Annotated in this window: 14 protein-coding genes; 1 reads left to right on the top strand and 13 read right to left on the bottom strand. The window is 64.1% G+C overall.

Annotation, left to right across the window (positions count from 1 at the left end):
- Nucleotides 1–5: 5 nt before the first annotated feature.
- The 8 genes from J0M27_RS04710 to J0M27_RS04675 all read right to left on the bottom strand — a co-directional run bounded on the left by J0M27_RS04710 (nt 6) and on the right by J0M27_RS04675 (nt 10,231).
- Nucleotides 6–1,217: a CaiB/BaiF CoA-transferase family protein gene (locus tag J0M27_RS04710; RefSeq protein ID WP_294987963.1), complete on the bottom strand. Its 1,212-nt coding sequence runs from the start codon at nt 1,215–1,217 to the stop codon at nt 6–8.
- Nucleotides 1,210–2,445 carry an AMP-binding protein gene (locus J0M27_RS04705; RefSeq protein WP_294987961.1) on the bottom strand — a complete coding sequence of 412 codons (1,236 nt, stop codon included), beginning with the start codon at nt 2,443–2,445 and terminating at the stop codon, nt 1,210–1,212. Before J0M27_RS04705 ends, J0M27_RS04710 begins: the two co-directional genes overlap by 8 nt.
- Before the next feature lie 150 nt (nt 2,446–2,595).
- A complete protein-coding gene (locus tag J0M27_RS04700) occupies nt 2,596–3,408 on the bottom strand; it encodes an ABC transporter ATP-binding protein (protein WP_294987959.1) in 813 nt (270 codons plus the stop codon).
- A gap of 66 nt (nt 3,409–3,474) precedes the next feature.
- The gene (locus tag J0M27_RS04695; RefSeq protein ID WP_294987957.1) at nt 3,475–4,806 is read right to left on the bottom strand and encodes an ABC transporter substrate-binding protein; all 1,332 of its coding nucleotides are present in this window, start codon (nt 4,804–4,806) and stop codon (nt 3,475–3,477) included.
- Nucleotides 4,807–4,877: 71 nt separating this feature from the next.
- Nucleotides 4,878–5,954 (bottom strand): branched-chain amino acid ABC transporter permease, encoded by a 1,077-nt coding sequence (locus J0M27_RS04690; protein WP_294987955.1) that lies wholly within the window; start codon nt 5,952–5,954, stop codon nt 4,878–4,880.
- Between the two features lie 15 nt (nt 5,955–5,969).
- Nucleotides 5,970–6,899 carry a branched-chain amino acid ABC transporter permease gene (locus J0M27_RS04685; protein ID WP_294987953.1) on the bottom strand — a complete coding sequence of 310 codons (930 nt, stop codon included), beginning with the start codon at nt 6,897–6,899 and terminating at the stop codon, nt 5,970–5,972.
- Between the two features lie 149 nt (nt 6,900–7,048).
- On the bottom strand, nt 7,049–8,227 hold the full coding sequence (locus J0M27_RS04680) for an ABC transporter ATP-binding protein (RefSeq protein WP_294987952.1): 1,179 nt from the start codon (nt 8,225–8,227) through the stop codon (nt 7,049–7,051).
- 30 nt (nt 8,228–8,257) lie between these two features.
- Entirely contained in the window at nt 8,258–10,231 is a 1,974-nt protein-coding gene (locus J0M27_RS04675; RefSeq protein ID WP_294987950.1) for an AMP-binding protein, read from the bottom strand.
- A 144-nt stretch (nt 10,232–10,375) separates the two neighbouring features.
- Here J0M27_RS04675 and J0M27_RS04670 point away from each other — a divergent pair, with 144 nt between their 5' ends.
- Nucleotides 10,376–11,032 carry a Crp/Fnr family transcriptional regulator gene (locus tag J0M27_RS04670; protein WP_294987948.1) on the top strand — a complete coding sequence of 219 codons (657 nt, stop codon included), beginning with the start codon at nt 10,376–10,378 and terminating at the stop codon, nt 11,030–11,032.
- 66 nt (nt 11,033–11,098) lie between these two features.
- Here the strand turns inward: J0M27_RS04670 and J0M27_RS04665 are convergent, their stop codons facing one another.
- The 5 genes from J0M27_RS04665 to J0M27_RS04645 all read right to left on the bottom strand — a co-directional run bounded on the left by J0M27_RS04665 (nt 11,099) and on the right by J0M27_RS04645 (nt 16,632).
- Complete coding sequence (locus tag J0M27_RS04665) at nt 11,099–11,947, bottom strand: 3-hydroxybutyryl-CoA dehydrogenase (protein WP_294987946.1); 849 nt, start codon at nt 11,945–11,947, stop codon at nt 11,099–11,101.
- Between the two features lie 113 nt (nt 11,948–12,060).
- Nucleotides 12,061–12,552 carry a hypothetical protein gene (locus tag J0M27_RS04660; RefSeq protein WP_294987944.1) on the bottom strand — a complete coding sequence of 164 codons (492 nt, stop codon included), beginning with the start codon at nt 12,550–12,552 and terminating at the stop codon, nt 12,061–12,063.
- 140 nt (nt 12,553–12,692) lie between these two features.
- Nucleotides 12,693–13,343, bottom strand: coding sequence for a heme-binding protein (locus J0M27_RS04655; RefSeq protein ID WP_294987942.1), 651 nt, complete (start codon nt 13,341–13,343; stop codon nt 12,693–12,695).
- Nucleotides 13,340–15,406: a M1 family aminopeptidase gene (locus J0M27_RS04650; protein WP_294987940.1), complete on the bottom strand. Its 2,067-nt coding sequence runs from the start codon at nt 15,404–15,406 to the stop codon at nt 13,340–13,342. Before J0M27_RS04650 ends, J0M27_RS04655 begins: the two co-directional genes overlap by 4 nt.
- The gene (locus tag J0M27_RS04645) at nt 15,403–16,632 is read right to left on the bottom strand and encodes a ChaN family lipoprotein (RefSeq protein ID WP_294987938.1); all 1,230 of its coding nucleotides are present in this window, start codon (nt 16,630–16,632) and stop codon (nt 15,403–15,405) included. The genes J0M27_RS04650 and J0M27_RS04645 overlap by 4 nt, the downstream gene beginning before the upstream one ends.
- Nucleotides 16,633–16,758: the final 126 nt, after the last annotated feature.

Genomic DNA, 16,758 nt, shown 5'->3' with positions numbered 1-16,758 from the left:
TCGCCCTAGATTACCTTGGCCTCACGCAGGGCGCCGATCTCGGCAGCGGAGAATCCGGCGGCGGCAAGCACCGCCTCGCTGTCGGCACCGGCGGCGGGCGCCGGTGCAGAAACCTCCCAGGGCCAGGCAGAAAGCTTGAAGGGCGGTGCGTACTGCTTGACGCCACCGATCTCGACCACCATTTCACGGGCCTGTACCTGCGGGTGCCGCAGCGCTTCGTCGACGCGGAGAATCGGCGTGACGCAGCAGTCCGCGGCGGCAAAGATCGGTTCCCAATGCGCCATGGGTTGCGAGGCCAGCAAGGCGGCGAGTTCCGCTTTCACCTCGCGTCCCTTGCCGCCCGTCGCCAGCCCAAATGGCGCCAGGTCGGCACGGCCGATCGCTGCGCACATTGCCTGCCAGAATTTCGGCTCCAGCGCGCCGACCGCGAGGTAGCGATCGTCGGCCGTGCGATACACGCCATAGCATGGCACGCCGCCGGTCAACAGGTCGGCGCCGCGCGGCGCCGGCCGGCCGAAGACCTGGGTGGTCACCAGGGGGAAGATGTTGTGCGCCAGCACGGCGTCGGTCATTGCCACATCGACGTGGCTGCCCTGCCCCGTGGCCCTGGCGCCAATCACGGCGGCAAGAACGCCGAGCAGCGGAGTCAGCGCTCCCCCGAGCAGGTCGCCGACCTGCAGGTTGGGGATGGCCGGCGGGCCGCTTTTCTCGCCATCGTGGCTGCCGATCTGGTCGAGCAGGCCCGAGGTCGCCAGGAAGTTGATGTCGTGGCCGGCATGCTCGGCCCAGGGGCCGGTCTGGCCGTAACCGGTGATCGCGCAATAGACGATGCGCGGGTTGATCGCCTTGACCGCCTCGTAGCCGATGCCGAGCTTGTCGACGACGCCGGGGCGGAAGCTCTCGAAGATCACATCGGCATCCCTGGCCAGACGCAGGAAGGCCGCCACGCCGGCCGCCTGCTTGAGGTCCAGGCGCAGGCTTTTCTTGTTGCGATTGACCATGCGGAAGAAGACGCTGTCGCCGCTGCCGCCGGCGGCGGCGCGCTCGCCCGGGCCCATGGCGCGGGCATAGTCGCCGGGGCCCGTGCCCTCGATCTTGATAACCTCGGCGCCGAGGTCGGCCAGATGCATGGTCGCCACCGGCCCGGGCAGCAGGCGCGTCAGGTCAAGAACGCGGATGCCCGCGAGCGGGCCGGATCGCGCCACCGGCTCAGTCATACTTGCGTTCGTCCTCGATCACCTTGCCGTCGTTGGCCAGGCTGCCCGCCGCGACCAGCTTGACCTCGGCGCGCAGCTTGGTGATGTCGCGCACGCTCTCGGCGATGGCCTTTTCCAGGTCGGCGCCCGGCGCCGCGACTTCGCAATTCAGGGTCATCTGGTCGGTGCTGTCCGGATTGGTCACCACCAGCCGCGCCCTGGCGATCTCCGGATGGCGCTTGACCACGGCGGCGACCTGCTCGGGGTGCACGAACATGCCCTTGATCTTGGTGGTCTGGTCAGCGCGGCCCATCCAGCCCTTGATGCGCATGTTGGTCCGTCCGCAGGGCGAGGCGCCGGCCAGCACGGCCGAGAGGTCCCCGGTGCCGAAGCGGATCAGGGGATAGTCGCTGTTGAAGGTGGTGACGACGACTTCGCCGACTTCGCCTTCGGCCACTGGATCGCCGGTGCCGGGACGGACGATCTCGACGATGACGCCTTCATCGACGACCAGGCCCTGTCGCGCCTCGGTCTCATAGGCGATGACGCCGAGTTCGGCGGTGGCATAGGCCTGGTAGCCGGCAATACCGCGCGCCAGCAGCGCATCGCGCACCGGCGGCAGGAAGGCTTCGCCCGAGACCAGCGCCTTGGTCAGCGAAGGCAGCTTGACGCCGAGTTCGTCGGCCTTCTCAAGCAGGATGCGCAGGAAGGACGGGGTGCCGACATAGCCGTTCGGCTGCAGGTCGGCCATCGCCGCCACCTGCTGCTCGGTCTGACCGACACCGGCCGGAAACACCGTGCAACCAAGCGCCTGCGCCCCGGCTTCGAGGATCCAGGCGCCCGGCGTCATGTGATAGGAAAAGCTGTTGTGCACCAGGTCGCCGGCGCGAAACCCGGCGGCATACAGGGCACGCGCCGTGCGCCAGTAATCGGCGCTGCGGCCTTCGGGTTCGTAGATCGGGCCGGGCGACGAAAACACGCGCCCCAACTGGCCCCAGCCTGAAGCCGCCAGCCCGCCGAACGGACGCCGCGTCTTCTGCAATTCGATCAGGTCGCTCTTGCGCACCACCGGCAGGGCGGCGAGCGCCTCGACCGAGTTGATCGATGCCGCGTCAATGTGCATCAGGGATTCGGCGAAATACGCTGTGTTGGCCTTGGCGTGCGCAATCTGCTGCGGCAGCCGTGTCGCCAGCGCCGAATTTCTTTCGTCGGCTGAGCGGGTTTCGAGGGCGTCAAGGTGTTTGGACATGGACAGCTCCGGATACAGAAGTTGTAGGCGGTGAATCGGGTGGTGAGGACCGCGGAGCGCCAAGCGATGCAAGGCGCGAAAAGGCCGACGTTTAGTTTCTCTAAACGAGGCCTTGAGCAACGCCGCAGCGCGCCGCGCGATCCGCGGGACTCACGCGAGCCAGCGCTTGCGGCGGCGGTAGTGCTTCGCCTCGCGGAAGCTCTTGCGCTCGCCCGAGGAAATGCCGAGGTAGAACTCCTTGACGTCCTCGTTGTTGGCCAGGTCCGACGCCGCGCCTTCCATCACCACGCGCCCGTTTTCGAGGATGTAGCCGAAGTCCGCGTAGCGCAGGGCCATGTTGGTATTCTGCTCGGCCAGCAGGAAGGTCACCTTCTCGCGCTGGTTGAGGTCCTTTACGATGCCGAACACCTCATCGACGATCTGCGGCGCGAGACCCATCGAAGGTTCGTCGAGCAACACCATGGTCGGGTTGGCCATCAACGCGCGACCGATGGCGCACATCTGCTGCTCGCCGCCCGAGGTGTAGGCCGCCTGGCTGGTGCGCCGCGTCTTCAGGCGGGGAAAATAGTTGTAGACCTTCTCCAGCGTCTGCGCCACGGCGGCCTTGCCATCGGTCCGCGTATAGCTGCCGGTCATCAGGTTTTCCTCGATGGTCAGGTGGCCGAAACAGTGGCGGCCCTCCATGACCTGCACCACGCCGCGCTTGACCAGGTCGGCCGGGGTCAGCGCTTCGATGCGCTCGCCGCGGCATTCGATCGAACCCTTGGTGACCTCGCCGCGTTCGCCATGCAGCAGGTTGCTCACGGCGCGCAGGGTCGTGGTCTTGCCGGCGCCGTTGCCGCCCAACAGGGCGACGATGTTGCCTTCGGGCACGGACAGCGAAACGCCCTTGAGCACGAGGATCACGTGGTTGTAGATCACCTCGATGCTGTTGACGTTGAGGAGGATGTTGGCTGTAGTCATGTGTTCTTTCAGGGAACGAAAGACAGAAGGCAGGGAACGGCAAACCGCTCCCCGCCGTCGGGCTGATTACTTCTTGCAGTCTTCCGGCGTGCGCGGCTTGATCTTCTTCTCTTCCGCGTACTTGCCCGAAGCCAGCATCACCATCGGACGCAACACCTTCTCGTCACCTTGGTACCAGTCGGAGGTGAAGTTCCACTTCTTGCCGTCCCAGGTGTGCACGCGCGCCCAGGCCGAGCCCATGTGGTCGAGGCAGGAGGTCTGCACCGGGCGCATCACGCCGCCCAGGCCCATTCCGTCCAGCGCCTTCTGGTCGAGGTTGAGGTTCTCCAGGCCCCAGCGCATTTGCTCGCCGGTGATGCGCTTGCCCTTGCCGTAACGACCCTGCGCCGCGCGCACGGCCTCGACCTGCAGCATCGAGGAAATCAGGCCGCGCATGTAAAGCACCTGGCCGACTTCTTCCTTGGGACCGGTGCCCTGGCCCTTGGCATGGAGCTTTTCGAGGACTTCCTTGACCACCTTGGAGTCCGGCTCGGCGCCGTGCTGCATGGCCAGGGCGTTGTAGCCCTTGGCGCCGTCGCCGACGTCCTTGACGTCCGGCTCGGCACCGGCCCACCAGATACCGTACATCTTCTCGCGCGGATAGCCGGTGGCCTGGGCTTCCTTGAGCGAGGTCGAGTTCATCACGCCCCAACCCCAGAGGAAGACATAGTCCGGCTTGCTTTGGCGAATCTGCAGCCAGGTGGCCTTCTGCTCGACGCCTGGATGGGCAACCGGCAGCAGGGAGACTTCAAAGCCGTGCATCCTGGCGCGTTCCTGCAGCAGGGCGATCGGCTCCTTGCCGTAGGGGCTGTCGTGATAGACCAGCGCGATCTTCTTGCCCTTGAGCTTGTCGAGGCCGCCTTCCTTCTTGCCGATGTGCTGCACCAGCACGTCGGCGCCCATCCAGTATGTGCCGACCAACGGGAAGTTCCAGCCGAACACGGCGCCGTTCTGCGACTCGCTGCGGCCGTAGCCGGCGGTGATCACGGGGATCTTGTCGACCGGGGCCTTTTCGGTCAGGGCGAAGGTGATGCCGGTGGACAGCGGCTGTACCGCGGTGGCGCCGCCGTGCTTGCCCTTGAGGCGCTCGTAACACTCGACGCCGCGGTCGGTGGCGTAACCAGTTTCGCACTCTTCCCAGATCATCTTGACGCCGTTGACGCCGCCGCGGGCATTGGTCAGCTTCAGGTAGTCAACAAAGCCGTTGGCCCAGGGCGTGCCGTTGGGCGCATAGGCGCCGGTGCGATAGGCCAGGACCGGGAAGAACTGTTCTTCGGCAGCGAACGCCGGGGTAGTTAGTGCAGCGGACAGCCCGATCGCGGCGAGCGATGCGGCGACGGCGAGTTTGCGTAGTTTCATGTTGTCTCCTCTTGGATGATATGGGTGCTACACCTGCGGAACCTGTTTTGATCGGAAAGCTGCCGCAATGTTCAGTGCGGGAAGGGCCACAAACGCAGTTTTTCGCGACCCGTGGCCCACAGGCGCGCGATTCCATGCGGCTCGACGATCAGGAAGAACACGATCAGCGAACCGAAGATGATGAATTCGACATGGGAAACCAGGGCGATCGAAACCTGCAGCCCCAGCAGGCTACCCACCAGCGGCAGCATCTGGTTGAGGAAGATCGGCAGGATCACGATGAAGGCGGCGCCGAAGAAGCTGCCGGAAATCGCGCCCATGCCGCCGATGATGACCATGAACAACAATTGCAGCGAGCGGTCGATCGAAAACGCCGCCGGCTCCCAGGAACCGAGGTTGACGAAACCCCACAGGGCCCCGGCGACGCCCAGGTAAAACGAACTGACGGCGAAGGCGGTGAGCTTGGAGTACATCGGGCGGATGCCGATCACGGTTGCCGCCACGTCCATGTCGCGGATCGCCATCCACTGCCGGCCCATGTTGCCGCGCACCAGGTTCTTCGCCATGACGCTGAAGACAACGAGGATGCCGAGGCAGAACAGGTACTTGTCGGTAGGCGAACTGATGGTCCAGCCGAACAGGCTGATGTCGGCGACCGACACCGACCCGGACGAGGCATTGTTGGTAAACCACTTGATGCGCAGGAATGCCCAGTCGCAGAAGAACTGCGCCGCCAGCGTCGCCACGGCAAGATAAAGCCCGCGCACGCGCAGGCTAGGCACCCCGAACACGATGCCCACGGCGGCGGCCATCAGGCCGCCGAGCAGGATCGCGGCCAGCGCCGGCATGCCATCGACGCGAATGAGGAAATTGTAGGCCGCGTAGGCCCCCACCGCCATCGACGCGCCGGCGCCGAGGGTGATCTGGCCACAGTAGCCGACCAGGATATTTACGCCCAGGGCGGCCAGCGACAGAATCAGGAAGGGCACCAGGATGGCGCGGAACATGTACTCGTCCACCAGCATCGGCACGCCGACGAAGGCGAAGACCACGAGGGCGAAAATCGCCCAGCGATCCTGCGGAATGGCGAAGACCTGCTGGTCGGCCTTGTACGAGGTCTTGAACTGACCGTTTTCTCTATAGAACATTGCGCAGTCCCCGAATCAGACGCGGTCGATGATCTTCTCGCCGAACAGGCCTTGCGGCCTGAACAGGAGGAAAACCAGCGCCAGCATGTAGGCAAACCAGATCTCGATGCCGCCACCCACAAACGGGCCGAGATAGACCTCGGAAAGCTTCTCGCCGACACCGATGATCAGGCCGCCGATGATGGCGCCCGGCACCGAGGTCAGGCCGCCGAGAATCACCACCGGCAGCGCGCGCAGCGCGATGGTCGACAGCGAGAACTGGACGCCCAGCTTGGAGCCCCAGATGATGCCGGCCACCAGTGCCGTGATGCCGGCCACGCACCAGACGATGACCCAGATGCGGTCCAGCGGGATGCCGATCGACTGCGCCGCCTGGTGGTCGTCGGCCACCGCGCGCAGCGCCCGGCCGGTCGCCGTCTTCTGAAAGAAGATCGACAGCGAAATGACCAGCAGCGCCGCGATCAGGGCGGCGATGAAGTCTTCCTTGTTGATCAGGATGCCGCCCTCGAAGACGCTTTCCAGCATCATTACCGGTTCCTTGGGCATGCCGACATCGATCTTGTAGATGTCGCTGCCGAAGATGGTCTGGCCGATTCCGTCCAGCACATAGGCAATGCCCAGCGTGGCCATCAGCAGGGTGGCGCCGTCCTGATTGACCAGATGGCGCAGGGCCAGGCGCTCGATCAGCCAGGCGACGACGAACATGATCGCGACGGCAACGACGAAGGCCAGCAGATTGGCGACGAACAGGTTCTCCATGCCCAGCCAGGCCGGAATCCATTCGGAGAAGCGCGCCATCGCCAGCGCGGCGAACAGCACCATCGCGCCCTGGGCGAAATTGAACACGCCGGAGGCCTTGAAGATCAGCACGAAGCCAAGCGCAACGAGCGAGTAAAGCATGCCGCTCATCAGGCCGCCAAGCAGGGTTTCCAGGAAAAATGCCATGGTTCGTCCTTAACTTGAGATGCGACCGCGAGTGCCGCTGGTGATATCGAGCGCAGCGAGCAGACTTGGTCTCCCGCCCTGGGGCGGGGGCAGGGGGTGGGGGGCAACTTGATGGCTGCTGATTTTCATGATGGTTAGCATCATGAAAGTCAGTGGCTGGCGCCGAGATAGGCGCTGATGACATTCGGGTCGGCACGGACTTCGTCCGGGGTGCCTTCGGCGATCTTCTTGCCGTAATCGAGCACCACGACGAAGTTGGAAAGATCCATCACCACGCCCATGTCGTGCTCGATCAGCAGGACCGTGGTGCCGAACTGGTCGTTGAGGTCGAGGATGAAGCGGCACATGTCCTGCTTTTCCTCCACGTTCATGCCGGCCATGGGCTCGTCGAGCAGCAGCAGTTCCGGTTCCATGGCCAGCGCGCGCGCCAGGTCGACGCGCTTTTGCAGGCCATAGGGCAGGCGGCCGACGGGGGTCTTGCGGATGTGCTGGATTTCCAGGAAGTCGATGATTTCCTCGACCTTGGCACGGTGCGCCAGCTCCTCGCGCTGCGCCGGTCCGAACCAGAGGGCCTGCTGCAGCAGGTTGGCCTTCATCTTCAGATTGCGCCCGGTCATGATGTTGTCGAGCACCGACATGCCCTTGAACAGCGCGATGTTCTGGAAGGTGCGGGCGATTCCCTGGCAAGCGGCCGCACGCGGACTCATCTGCTGGCGTACCTCGCCAAGGTAGGTGATGGTGCCTTCCTGCGGATGGTAAACGCCGTTGATGACATTCAGCATCGAGCTCTTGCCGGCCCCGTTCGGGCCGATGATGGCCGAAATTTCACCGCGCTTGATTTCGAAGCTGATGTCGGTGATGGCCTTGACGCCGCCGAAACGCAAACTGACATTGTCGACGCGCAGGAATACTTCATCCGCACCTTTGGCCAGGTCGCGCTGGCGCTTGCGCATCTCCCCCAGCGCCAGCAAAGCCTGATCGCGCGTATCGTAGATGTTCGAGCGGAAGGACTCCTTCCCCGCACGCTCCCGGATCGCCTCCCGCGTCTCAGCCTTGGCGTCAACCCGCACGCTGCCCCGGCCGTGATTGACGTTGGCGCTCTTGCCCCGCGCGGCGAAGCGATCCCAGGCCTCCGGCGCAATCACGCAATCGGTGTAGAGCACCAGGAAAAACCAGCGCTGCCCCGTCGCGGTGAGCTGCCGCTCTATTTCGTCGTAAACGGCATCGACCTGGGCAATGTCGGCGAAGGTCATGCTCGAGAAATCCACCTCCATCGTCTCGATGGCGTCATGGAAAATGATGCGTTCCGAATGGGTCCTGTCGGTCATAAGTCGTTCGCCGTGTCCGCTGCTGCTGGTCTAGGCCGCTTTCTTCAAGCCGGCGGGAAAAGTTTTCACCTCGCAAATCTTCAGATCGGCCGACACCTTGCCGGTGCGACCATCCTCGAACTTGACCTGGGTTTCGATGAACTGGGACGTCTTGCCGGTGTACAGGGCGTCAATCAAGACTCCATACTTTTCCGCGACAAATCCCCGCCGCACCTTGCGCGTGCGAGTCAGTTCGTCATCGTCCGGATCAAGCTCCTTGTGCAGCACCAGGAAGCGGTGGATCTGCGTCTCGGCCACCATTGCGTCGTGCGACAGGTCCAGATTGACCTGCTCAACGCACTCCCGGATCAGTTCGAGCACCTCAGGCTTCGCGGCCAGGTCAGTGTAGCCGGAATACGGCAGACCGCGACGCTCGGCCCAGTTGCCCACCGCACCCATGTCGATATTGATGAAGGCGCAGACCATGTCGCGGTCGTGACCGAAGCAGACCGCCTCCTTGATGTGCGGGAAGAACTTGAGCTTGTTCTCGATGTAATTGGGCGCAAATATCGCACCCTTGGCCAGCTTGCCAACGTCCTTGGCGCGGTCGATGATCTTGAGGTGGCCCTCGTCGTCGAAGAAACCGGCGTCACCGGTGTGGAACCAGCCTTCGGCATCGATTACCTCGGCCGTCGCATCGGGACGCTTGTAATATTCCTTGAGCAGCAGCTTGCCGCGCACCAGCACCTCGCCGCCGTCTGAAATTTTGACTTCGACCCCCGGCGCCGGCTTGCCAACGCTGTCGAACTTGATCTCGCGATCGGGCTGCAGGCACACCGCGGCGCAGGTTTCGGTCGAGCCATAGAGCTGCTTGAGGTTCACGCCGATCGAACGGTAGAAACGGAACAGGTCGGGGCCGATGGCGGCGCCCGCCGTGTAGGCGACGCGAATCCGGCTCATGCCGAGCACATTGCGCAGAGGCCCGTAGACCAGCAGATCGCCCAGCGCGTACAGCAGGCGATCCGGGGACGATACGCCCGGCTTGCGATCAAGGATGTCGGCACCACAGCGCTTCGCCACGGCCATGAAGTAATGGAACATGCCGCGCTTCAGCGCACCCGCGTCCTCCATGCGGATCATCACCGTGGTCAGCAGGTTCTCAAACACGCGCGGCGGCGCGAAGTAGTAGGTCGGCCCGATCTCCCGCAGGTCGGTCAGCACCGTGTCGCCGGATTCCGGGCAGTTGATGGTGAAGCCGGCCACCATGGCCTGCGCATAGGAAAACAGGTGGTCGCCGACCCAGGCCATGGGTAGGTAGGAGAGGATATCCTCCTGGTCGGTCAGGCGATCGAAGCCGACACCGCTTTGCGCCGCGGCGATGAAGGTCTCATGGGTCTGGCAGACGCCCTTCGGCTTGCCCGTGGTGCCCGAGGTGTACAGCATCACCGCGACATCGTCCGGATGGCCCTTGGCGATTTCGCCGGGGATGAAGTCGGGCTGGTTCTTGTCGTGAATCTTGCCCATGGCGACGACTTCGTCCAGCCCTTGCAGCGATGTCTGGGTGTAGTGGCGCATGCCGCGCGCATCGTCATAGAGGATGTGCGCAAGATCCGGGCACTGCGCCTGGATCTCCAGCAGCTTGTCGACCTGCTCCTGGTCCTCGACGATGGCAAAGCGGATCGCGCCATCGGTCAGGACAAAGGCCATTTCGGTCGCCACGGCATCCTGGTACATCGGCACCGGCACGCCGCCCAGCATCTGTGCTGCGCACATCGACCAGTAAAGGCGCGGACGGTTGTCGCCAATTATGGCCAGGTTGTCACCGCGCTTGAAGCCGAGTTCGGCGAGGCCGCAGGCGATCGCGCGCACTTCCTCGGCGACCTGGCTCCAGCTCCAGGTCTGCCAGATGCCGAGATATTTCTCGCGCGTCGCCGGACGATCACCGCGCGTCGCGGCATGGTTCAACAACAGACGGGGAAACGTATCGAGCGGGCCTGAAGCCAGCCCCGATTGGGATGCTGCCATGCGTTTTCTCTCCTCCAGCACTTGCGTTGCGCGGTCGCTTGTGACGCGATTTGTCCGCTGCGACATTTGAGTCTAAGGCATTCTCCTGCCTATAATTGTCGCGTGCCTGACAATTGCAAAAATACCGCAATCTCTCTCGACGACATGCTGCGCCGCACAAGCTGGGCGCAGGCGCTTTCTGACGAGAATTTCGCGCGGGCGCGCGAGGGTACCGTGGAACGCCTGGTGCCGGCCGGCAGCTATGTATGCCACAAGGGTGAGCCGGTAGACCATTGGCACGGCGTCATCGAGGGTCTGGTCAAGATGTCCAGCGACTGGGCCACGGGCAAGACCGCCAGCTTCACCGGCATCGCCGCCGGCGGCTGGTTTGGCGAAGGGTCCATGTTGAAAGCCGAGCCGCGTCGCTACGACGTTGTCGCCCTGCGCGACAGCCGCATCGCCTGCGTCAAGCGCGAAACCTTCCACTGGCTGCTGGACAACAGCATCGCCTTCAACCGCTTCGTCATCAACCAGATCAACGAGCGGCTGGGGCTGTTCATCGGCCTGCTCGAATCGGAACGGCTGCTCGACATCGATGCGCGCGTGGCGCGCACCCTCGCCGCCCTCTTCCATCCGGTGCTGCAGCCCGGCATCGAGGCGCGCATCGCGATTTCTCAGGAGGAAATCGGCTACCTCGCCGGCGTCTCGCGCCAGCGCGTGAACAAGTCGCTGCGCCTGCTGGAAGCGGATGGCTTCCTCACCACGCAATATGGCGGCGTCACGGTGCTCGACCTCGACGGCCTGCGCCGGTTCGGCGGCTAGCCGTTCCGCAGCCTCGGCGATCACGGGCCGCTTGGCCCGCGATCGCCGTGTCGCCAGCGCCGACTTTCAGTACGTGTAAAAGCCGCGTCCGGTCTTGCGCCCGAGGTAACCGGCGGCGACCATTTCCTTTAGCAGCGGCGCCGGACGGTACTTGGAATCGTTGAAGCCTTCGTAGAAAACGTTCATCACCGCCAGCATGGTGTCCAGGCCGATCATGTCGGCCAAGGCCAGCGGGCCGATCGGATGGTTGCAGCCCAGCTTCATGCCGGCGTCGATTTCCTCGGCCGAGGCCAGGCCCTCGGCGAGCACGAAGATCGCCTCGTTGATCATCGGGCAAAGGATGCGGTTCACGACGAAGCCGGGATTGTTTTTCACCGTGATCGGCGACTTGCCCAGGGCGCGGGCCAAGCCCTCGACCGCGGCATGGGTCTCGTCGGTAGTCTGCAGGCCGCGGATCAGTTCGACCAGTGCCATCATCGGCACCGGGTTGAAGAAATGCATGCCGATGAACTTGCCGGCGCGGCCGGTCGCCGCCGCCAGTTGGGTGATCGAGATCGACGAGGTGTTGCTGGCGATGATGGTATCGGCTCCGATCGCCGCCTCGACATCCTTGAGCAGCTTGAGCTTGAGGCCGAGGTTCTCGGTCGCCGCTTCGATGACGATATCGACACCGGCGAAATCGGCCATGGCGGTGGTCGGCTTGATCAGCGCCATCGCCGCCGCCTTCTGCTCGGCCGTCATCTTCTCCTTCTTGACCAGGCGATCGAGGCTGCCCGAGATCGTCGCCACGCCCTTTTGCACCGCCGCGTCGTTGATGTCCAGCATCACGGCCGGAATGCCCACCACCGCGCAGGCCTGCGCTATGCCGTTGCCCATGGTGCCGGCGCCGATGATGCCTACCTTCTTTATCGTCATTTGTTGCTCCCTTGAACTGTGGTTCCTGAATGTCGATTTTATCCCGCGCGAACCTCCACGATTCACTCGGCGGAATACCCGCCCAGGCGCTGAAGCAGCATCTTGCGCAGTTGCTAGTCCTCGGCCAGCAGCCGGCGCGCCAGCACCATGAACTCGGCGTCGCTGAAACCCTTGCGCGCGAGGTAGCCACGAACTGCAGGCTGGACCACCGTTCGCCAGGCGTGTTTCTCGGCGCGTTCGCCGCGCAGGTTCACCTGCCAGCCGAAAAACACGAAGGCGCTGAACCACGCCAGCACGGCCAGGCCGATGCGCGCGAGCAAGCCGATATCGGTATAACTATCGAGAATCAGGTAGCAGGCCGGCCCGGAGACCAGGAAGCTGAACAGGGCCGGCACCATCAGCCCGTCCGCATGGCCGGTGATCGCCTCGGTCAAACGAATCTCGGTCGATTCAAGGAAGGCCCGCGTTTCGTCCTCCAGGCTGACGAGGTTCAGCAGGCGTGCGCCACAGAACGGGCATTCGGTGACGATCTCAGTAAGCCGGGCGCCGCAATGATCGCAGCGCTGCCCCGCCACGACGGATTCCAGGCCCGACTCCCCGGTCATCGCCGTCCCGCCAGCGCCGACTCTTGCATGTTCCGGCGGTTCAGGCCGCCGACCTCGTAGAGCGCGATACTGCCCTGCCCCAGCGACGGTGGAGCACGGCTTCCATCATCGCCGTGAATACATTCGTGTTGTCGGTCACGTCAAGGTTGCGTCCCTTTGATCTCCTGCAGGATTTCGTTCCGGCGCAGGAACGGCAGCGTCCAGGGCGGATTGTAGCGGGCGAGTTGCGGCTTGCCGACGGTTTCGATCGCCTGCGCCTTGAGCCAGTCGAGAAGCTCGTCGGTTTTCTCCTGTACCGCGCTTTCACTGTTGAAGCCGGTGTAGGTCAGCGCGGCGTAGGTCCTGGCGGGGATCTCGCGTAGCTTGACCTGCGGATCGAGCGGTTTGGGCAGGGTGGCCATCGTGTATTGGCTGGGCATGACGAAATGGATGCGCCAGCTTTGCGCGCCTGCCATGCGCTTGCCATCGGCAGTTTGCGGCTCGATGCTGACCGGGGCGGTCATGGCGATCTTCTCGGCCTTGCCTTGCGGTTCGGCAACCACGGGGGCCGTCATGGCGATGCGCGCGTTGTCCCCGAAAATGTAGCCGGCGATGCGTCGGAAGCCTTGGCTGGTGGCACTGTCCATGTCGCCATCGACCACGGTTTCAGCGACGATGAGTGGCGCGTAAAGGCGGATTTCGACGTTGTCTTCCTTGCGCAGCGATTCGAATTTGGGTTCTTCAGTCGCCATCAGGCTACCCGTCCATAGCAGGCCAACAAGCAGGGTGGTGAGTCTAGTCTGGAGTTTCATCGGTTTTCCTTGCGCACGGCGCTGTTGACGGAGATTTCAGGCACGCTGGCCGGCCAGATGCCTTTGGTGATGGCCTTGCCCTGTTCGAAGATCAGCCAGCTTTGCCCGCCGTAGTGGGGCAGGCCGCGCTGCAGGGCATTCAGCGCCGCGGCATCCTGGGCGGAGATGACGGCAAGCTGGAAGGGGGTTCCCGCCACGGTCCAGACCTGGGCACTGCCTTGCCCGGCCAGGCTGGCCGGACGGGCGGGCAGGCCGGCGCCGGCCAGGGCTTGATCGATTTCGGCATGGGTGCCGGCGAGCAGGACGGGAGTCTTGCCGCTCAGGGCGGTGCCGAGTTGAGCGGGGGCAAGCAGTTTGGGTTTCACTTCGAAAAATCGCGCGGCGAGCTGGTTGACCGCGAGGTTTACCTCGGGCGCGCGGGCGGCATTGACCAGTTGCGGCGCGCCGGCGGCGATCCACTGCCGCAGGATCGGCGGCAACTGACCGGCCTCGAGGCGACGCCAGACGCGCATCTCGGGGTCGAGTCGCATTGTCTGCGGCGCAAAGGCCAGCTTGATCGAGGCGGTGTTGCGCCCGGCGTCGAGATCAACCCAGTGCGTCTGGCGCTGGCCGGCACCCATGATTTCAAGCGGCAGGCGCAAGGGCAGGCGGGCATCCCGCTTGTTGAAGCGGATATCCAGTTGATGCTGCGTGCCGCTTGGCCTGATCTCGGCTCGGACAATCGATACATCGGGCAGGGCCTGCTGATCGAGCCAGGCGGCGAAAAAGGCGCCGAGCTTTTCGCCCGAGGCGCTTTCGAAAGCAGCCTGCAGGTCGTCCCAGCCGGCTATCTTGAAGCGCTGAGCGGCCCAGAAATTTCGAATGCCCTGCTCGAAGACCTTGCTGCCGAGGCGATCGCGCAGCATGACGAACAGCATCGCCGCTTTGCCATAGCCGACCGTGGCGCCCGCGGCGTTGGCGCGTGAGCGGAACTCGCGCAGCGAGCCGGATTTCTCCCCGGCGAAAACGGCGGCATCACGCAGCCAGGCGAGGCGCATGTCGCCGGCGGCGGCGGCCGATTCGTCTTCCTTGTAGGCGTAGTCGGCCATGAAGGTGGTCAGGCCTTCCGACCAGTTGCCGCGCTCGTAATCGACATAAACACCGTTGCCCCACCAGTTGTGCAGGATTTCATGCCCGAGCGAGGTCTTGCGGATGAAAGGCAGGCGCAAGACATCCGCCCCGAGGTAGGTCAGCGTCGGCATGCCGAATCCCGTGGGCAGCGGGCTGGCGACGATGGAAAATTCGCTGTAGGGATAGGCGCCGATTTCCTTGCTGTAGCGTTCGATGTAGGCCTGCGTGTCGTCGAGATAGGCTTGCGCCAGCCCTGGCGTGGCATCGAGATCGGCCGGGAAGAAGGTGCGCAGGAACAGCGGCGGTTGTTTGACGCGCGCCACGGTTTTTTCGCGCACGACCCAGGGCCCGGCCATGAGGTCGATGCCGTCGGCAGGCTGGGTGAATTCGAAGCTCGCCCGGTAGCTTTCTCCGGCACCTGCCGGCACGGTTTCGGCAATGCGTCTGCCGGCCACCAAGGCGCGTTGTCCGGCAGGCACGGCCAGGTTGACGCGGTAGGAGAAGAGCTCCGCCGGGCGCGGATACCAGCCGCTTCCCGCCGACAGGAAACTGCCCTCGGGCGCGGCCATCGGCGGCATGCCGCCAAGCACGCTGCGGTGGTCGCGGTCGCGCTCGAGGGGCGGCAGGCGGCCTTCGAAGCGGATGGCGAGTTTTTCCCCGGCCTGCGCCAGGCGAATACGCCATTGCCGGAAGCCGGCGGGGCCGCCGCTTTGCTCGACGCTGGCGGTTTGCCCTCCGGCCCGGGCACCGGTAACGCGCAGGGATTCATGGAGCAGAAAGCGGAAGCTGGGTGACCTGACCAGCAATTCGGCTTCGGCCTTGAATTGCCGTGTTTGTGGATCGAGTGAAACGTCGAGCAGCAGGTCGGGTGCAGGCGCGGCATGGGCGCCGGCAGCAAACAACAACAGGCCGAGCAGAGACCTGGCGGCATGACGGAAACGGGCGAGGGTCATGGCTGCGCCGGGAAGCGGACCACCAGTTCGATCTGACTGTCACCGCGTGCAATACGCAGCGGCAGCCAGGTGCCGGGCGGCTGGCGGCGGATGGTTGCCACCGCATCGCCACTGCCGCCGGCCGGGCGGCCGGCAATCTCAATGATCCGATCGCCGACGCGCAGCCCGGTTTTTTCAGCCAGACTGCCGGCGGTCACGGCGCCGATCTTCAGCCCCTGCGCCGTGTCCTCCAGCGCAATGCCGAGGCGCGGCGGTTCGCTCGGCGCCATGGGCTTCTCGGGCAAAGTGAAAACGGCCGTGGCGAAGCCCGCCTCGAGTCGGCGGCAATCGTCGTCCAGCGACACCGGCAACAGGCTGGCGACTTTGCTTACCCCCAGATCACCGAGCTGGTGCGGCACGCCATGGCCATGGCGAATATGCCCGCTGCCCATGATGCCGAGGACCAAAGCCGGATTTTTTCGGCCATCCCGGTTGAGCACCTGGCTCAAGCCCTCGGCCATCGCGCGGTCCCAGGTCAGTTGGCTGTCGACAAAGCCTTTCAGGCCGGCATCGGGGGAGTTCCCTTCGTTTTCGGCGTGCGCGTTCGACCTGGTTTCGTGCATTCGATACACCTCGCGCAGGTAGTCGAGGTAAGCGGGGAGCGCCGGCGCGGGCCGGCCTACGCCTTCCCGGGCGGCTTCGGGTACGTTCTCCCAACCCTTGTCGGCGACCATGCGTGTCAGCGTTGATTCCACATTGAGCGCCCGCATGGGGATTTTGTTGATCCGCGCAAATTCGAACAAGGGCATGTACATCGGCGCGGGGAAATTCCACACCTTGTCCCACTCGGTCTGCTTCAGGAAGTCCTTGGCGCTCAGCGAACCGGCTACCCACTGGTCGAGCACGGGCTGAACGCGGCGCGGGAACATCTCGAAGCCGATCACCATGTCCGGGCGTTGCGCGTGCAGGGCCGAGAGCATTTGCAACTGCCAGCGATGATGATCTTCGTTGTCGTGCTGTTCGCCCAGCAGGACCACATCCTGCCTGACCGCATTGGCAATAATGTCCTGGACAACTGCAGGCGTTGGCGGCATTGTGCTCATCGACAGCCAATTCCCTCCCACCTTGCAATAGGCCGGTGTGGGTGGCTCCGCAAGATACTTGCCGGCAGCCAAGGCGGCCACCGCCACCCCGGCGCTGACCAGCAAGCCACTGATGTGAAGGGTTTTCAAGGTCAGTTTCAGCATGTAATGGACTTCCAGTGGTGCAACAACAGAAATTTCCAGAGTTTTTGTCCTGGACAAACACAATGATTGGGCCTATCATATCCGAAGTCAAGCCTTTTCCAAACCTCTTCCGAATTCCATGCCAAT

This window comes from Sulfuritalea sp. (genome assembly GCF_017302275.1).
Taxonomy (GTDB): Bacteria; Pseudomonadota; Gammaproteobacteria; order Burkholderiales; family Rhodocyclaceae; genus Sulfuritalea.
Note: the sequence above shows the minus strand (reverse complement) of the source record. Positions and strands in the feature narration are given on the sequence as shown.

What these genes read in the sequence shown, in the direction of transcription:
- J0M27_RS04695 (WP_294987957.1), bottom strand. Translation starts at nt 4,806, where the DNA reads ATGAAACTACGCAAACTCGCCGTCGCCGCATCGCTCGCCGCGATCGGG.
- J0M27_RS04710 (WP_294987963.1), bottom strand. Translation starts at nt 1,217, where the DNA reads ATGACTGAGCCGGTGGCGCGATCCGGCCCGCTCGCGGGCATCCGCGTT.
- J0M27_RS04690 (WP_294987955.1), bottom strand. Translation starts at nt 5,954, where the DNA reads ATGTTCTATAGAGAAAACGGTCAGTTCAAGACCTCGTACAAGGCCGAC.
- J0M27_RS04670 (WP_294987948.1), top strand. Translation starts at nt 10,376, where the DNA reads ATGCTGCGCCGCACAAGCTGGGCGCAGGCGCTTTCTGACGAGAATTTC.
- J0M27_RS04650 (WP_294987940.1), bottom strand. Translation starts at nt 15,406, where the DNA reads ATGACCCTCGCCCGTTTCCGTCATGCCGCCAGGTCTCTGCTCGGCCTG.
- J0M27_RS04700 (WP_294987959.1), bottom strand. Translation starts at nt 3,408, where the DNA reads ATGACTACAGCCAACATCCTCCTCAACGTCAACAGCATCGAGGTGATC.
- J0M27_RS04655 (WP_294987942.1), bottom strand. Translation starts at nt 13,343, where the DNA reads ATGAAACTCCAGACTAGACTCACCACCCTGCTTGTTGGCCTGCTATGG.
- J0M27_RS04680 (WP_294987952.1), bottom strand. Translation starts at nt 8,227, where the DNA reads ATGACCGACAGGACCCATTCGGAACGCATCATTTTCCATGACGCCATC.
- J0M27_RS04665 (WP_294987946.1), bottom strand. Translation starts at nt 11,947, where the DNA reads ATGACGATAAAGAAGGTAGGCATCATCGGCGCCGGCACCATGGGCAAC.
- J0M27_RS04675 (WP_294987950.1), bottom strand. Translation starts at nt 10,231, where the DNA reads ATGGCAGCATCCCAATCGGGGCTGGCTTCAGGCCCGCTCGATACGTTT.
- J0M27_RS04660 (WP_294987944.1), bottom strand. Translation starts at nt 12,552, where the DNA reads ATGACCGGGGAGTCGGGCCTGGAATCCGTCGTGGCGGGGCAGCGCTGC.
- J0M27_RS04685 (WP_294987953.1), bottom strand. Translation starts at nt 6,899, where the DNA reads ATGGCATTTTTCCTGGAAACCCTGCTTGGCGGCCTGATGAGCGGCATG.
- J0M27_RS04645 (WP_294987938.1), bottom strand. Translation starts at nt 16,632, where the DNA reads ATGCTGAAACTGACCTTGAAAACCCTTCACATCAGTGGCTTGCTGGTC.
- J0M27_RS04705 (WP_294987961.1), bottom strand. Translation starts at nt 2,445, where the DNA reads ATGTCCAAACACCTTGACGCCCTCGAAACCCGCTCAGCCGACGAAAGA.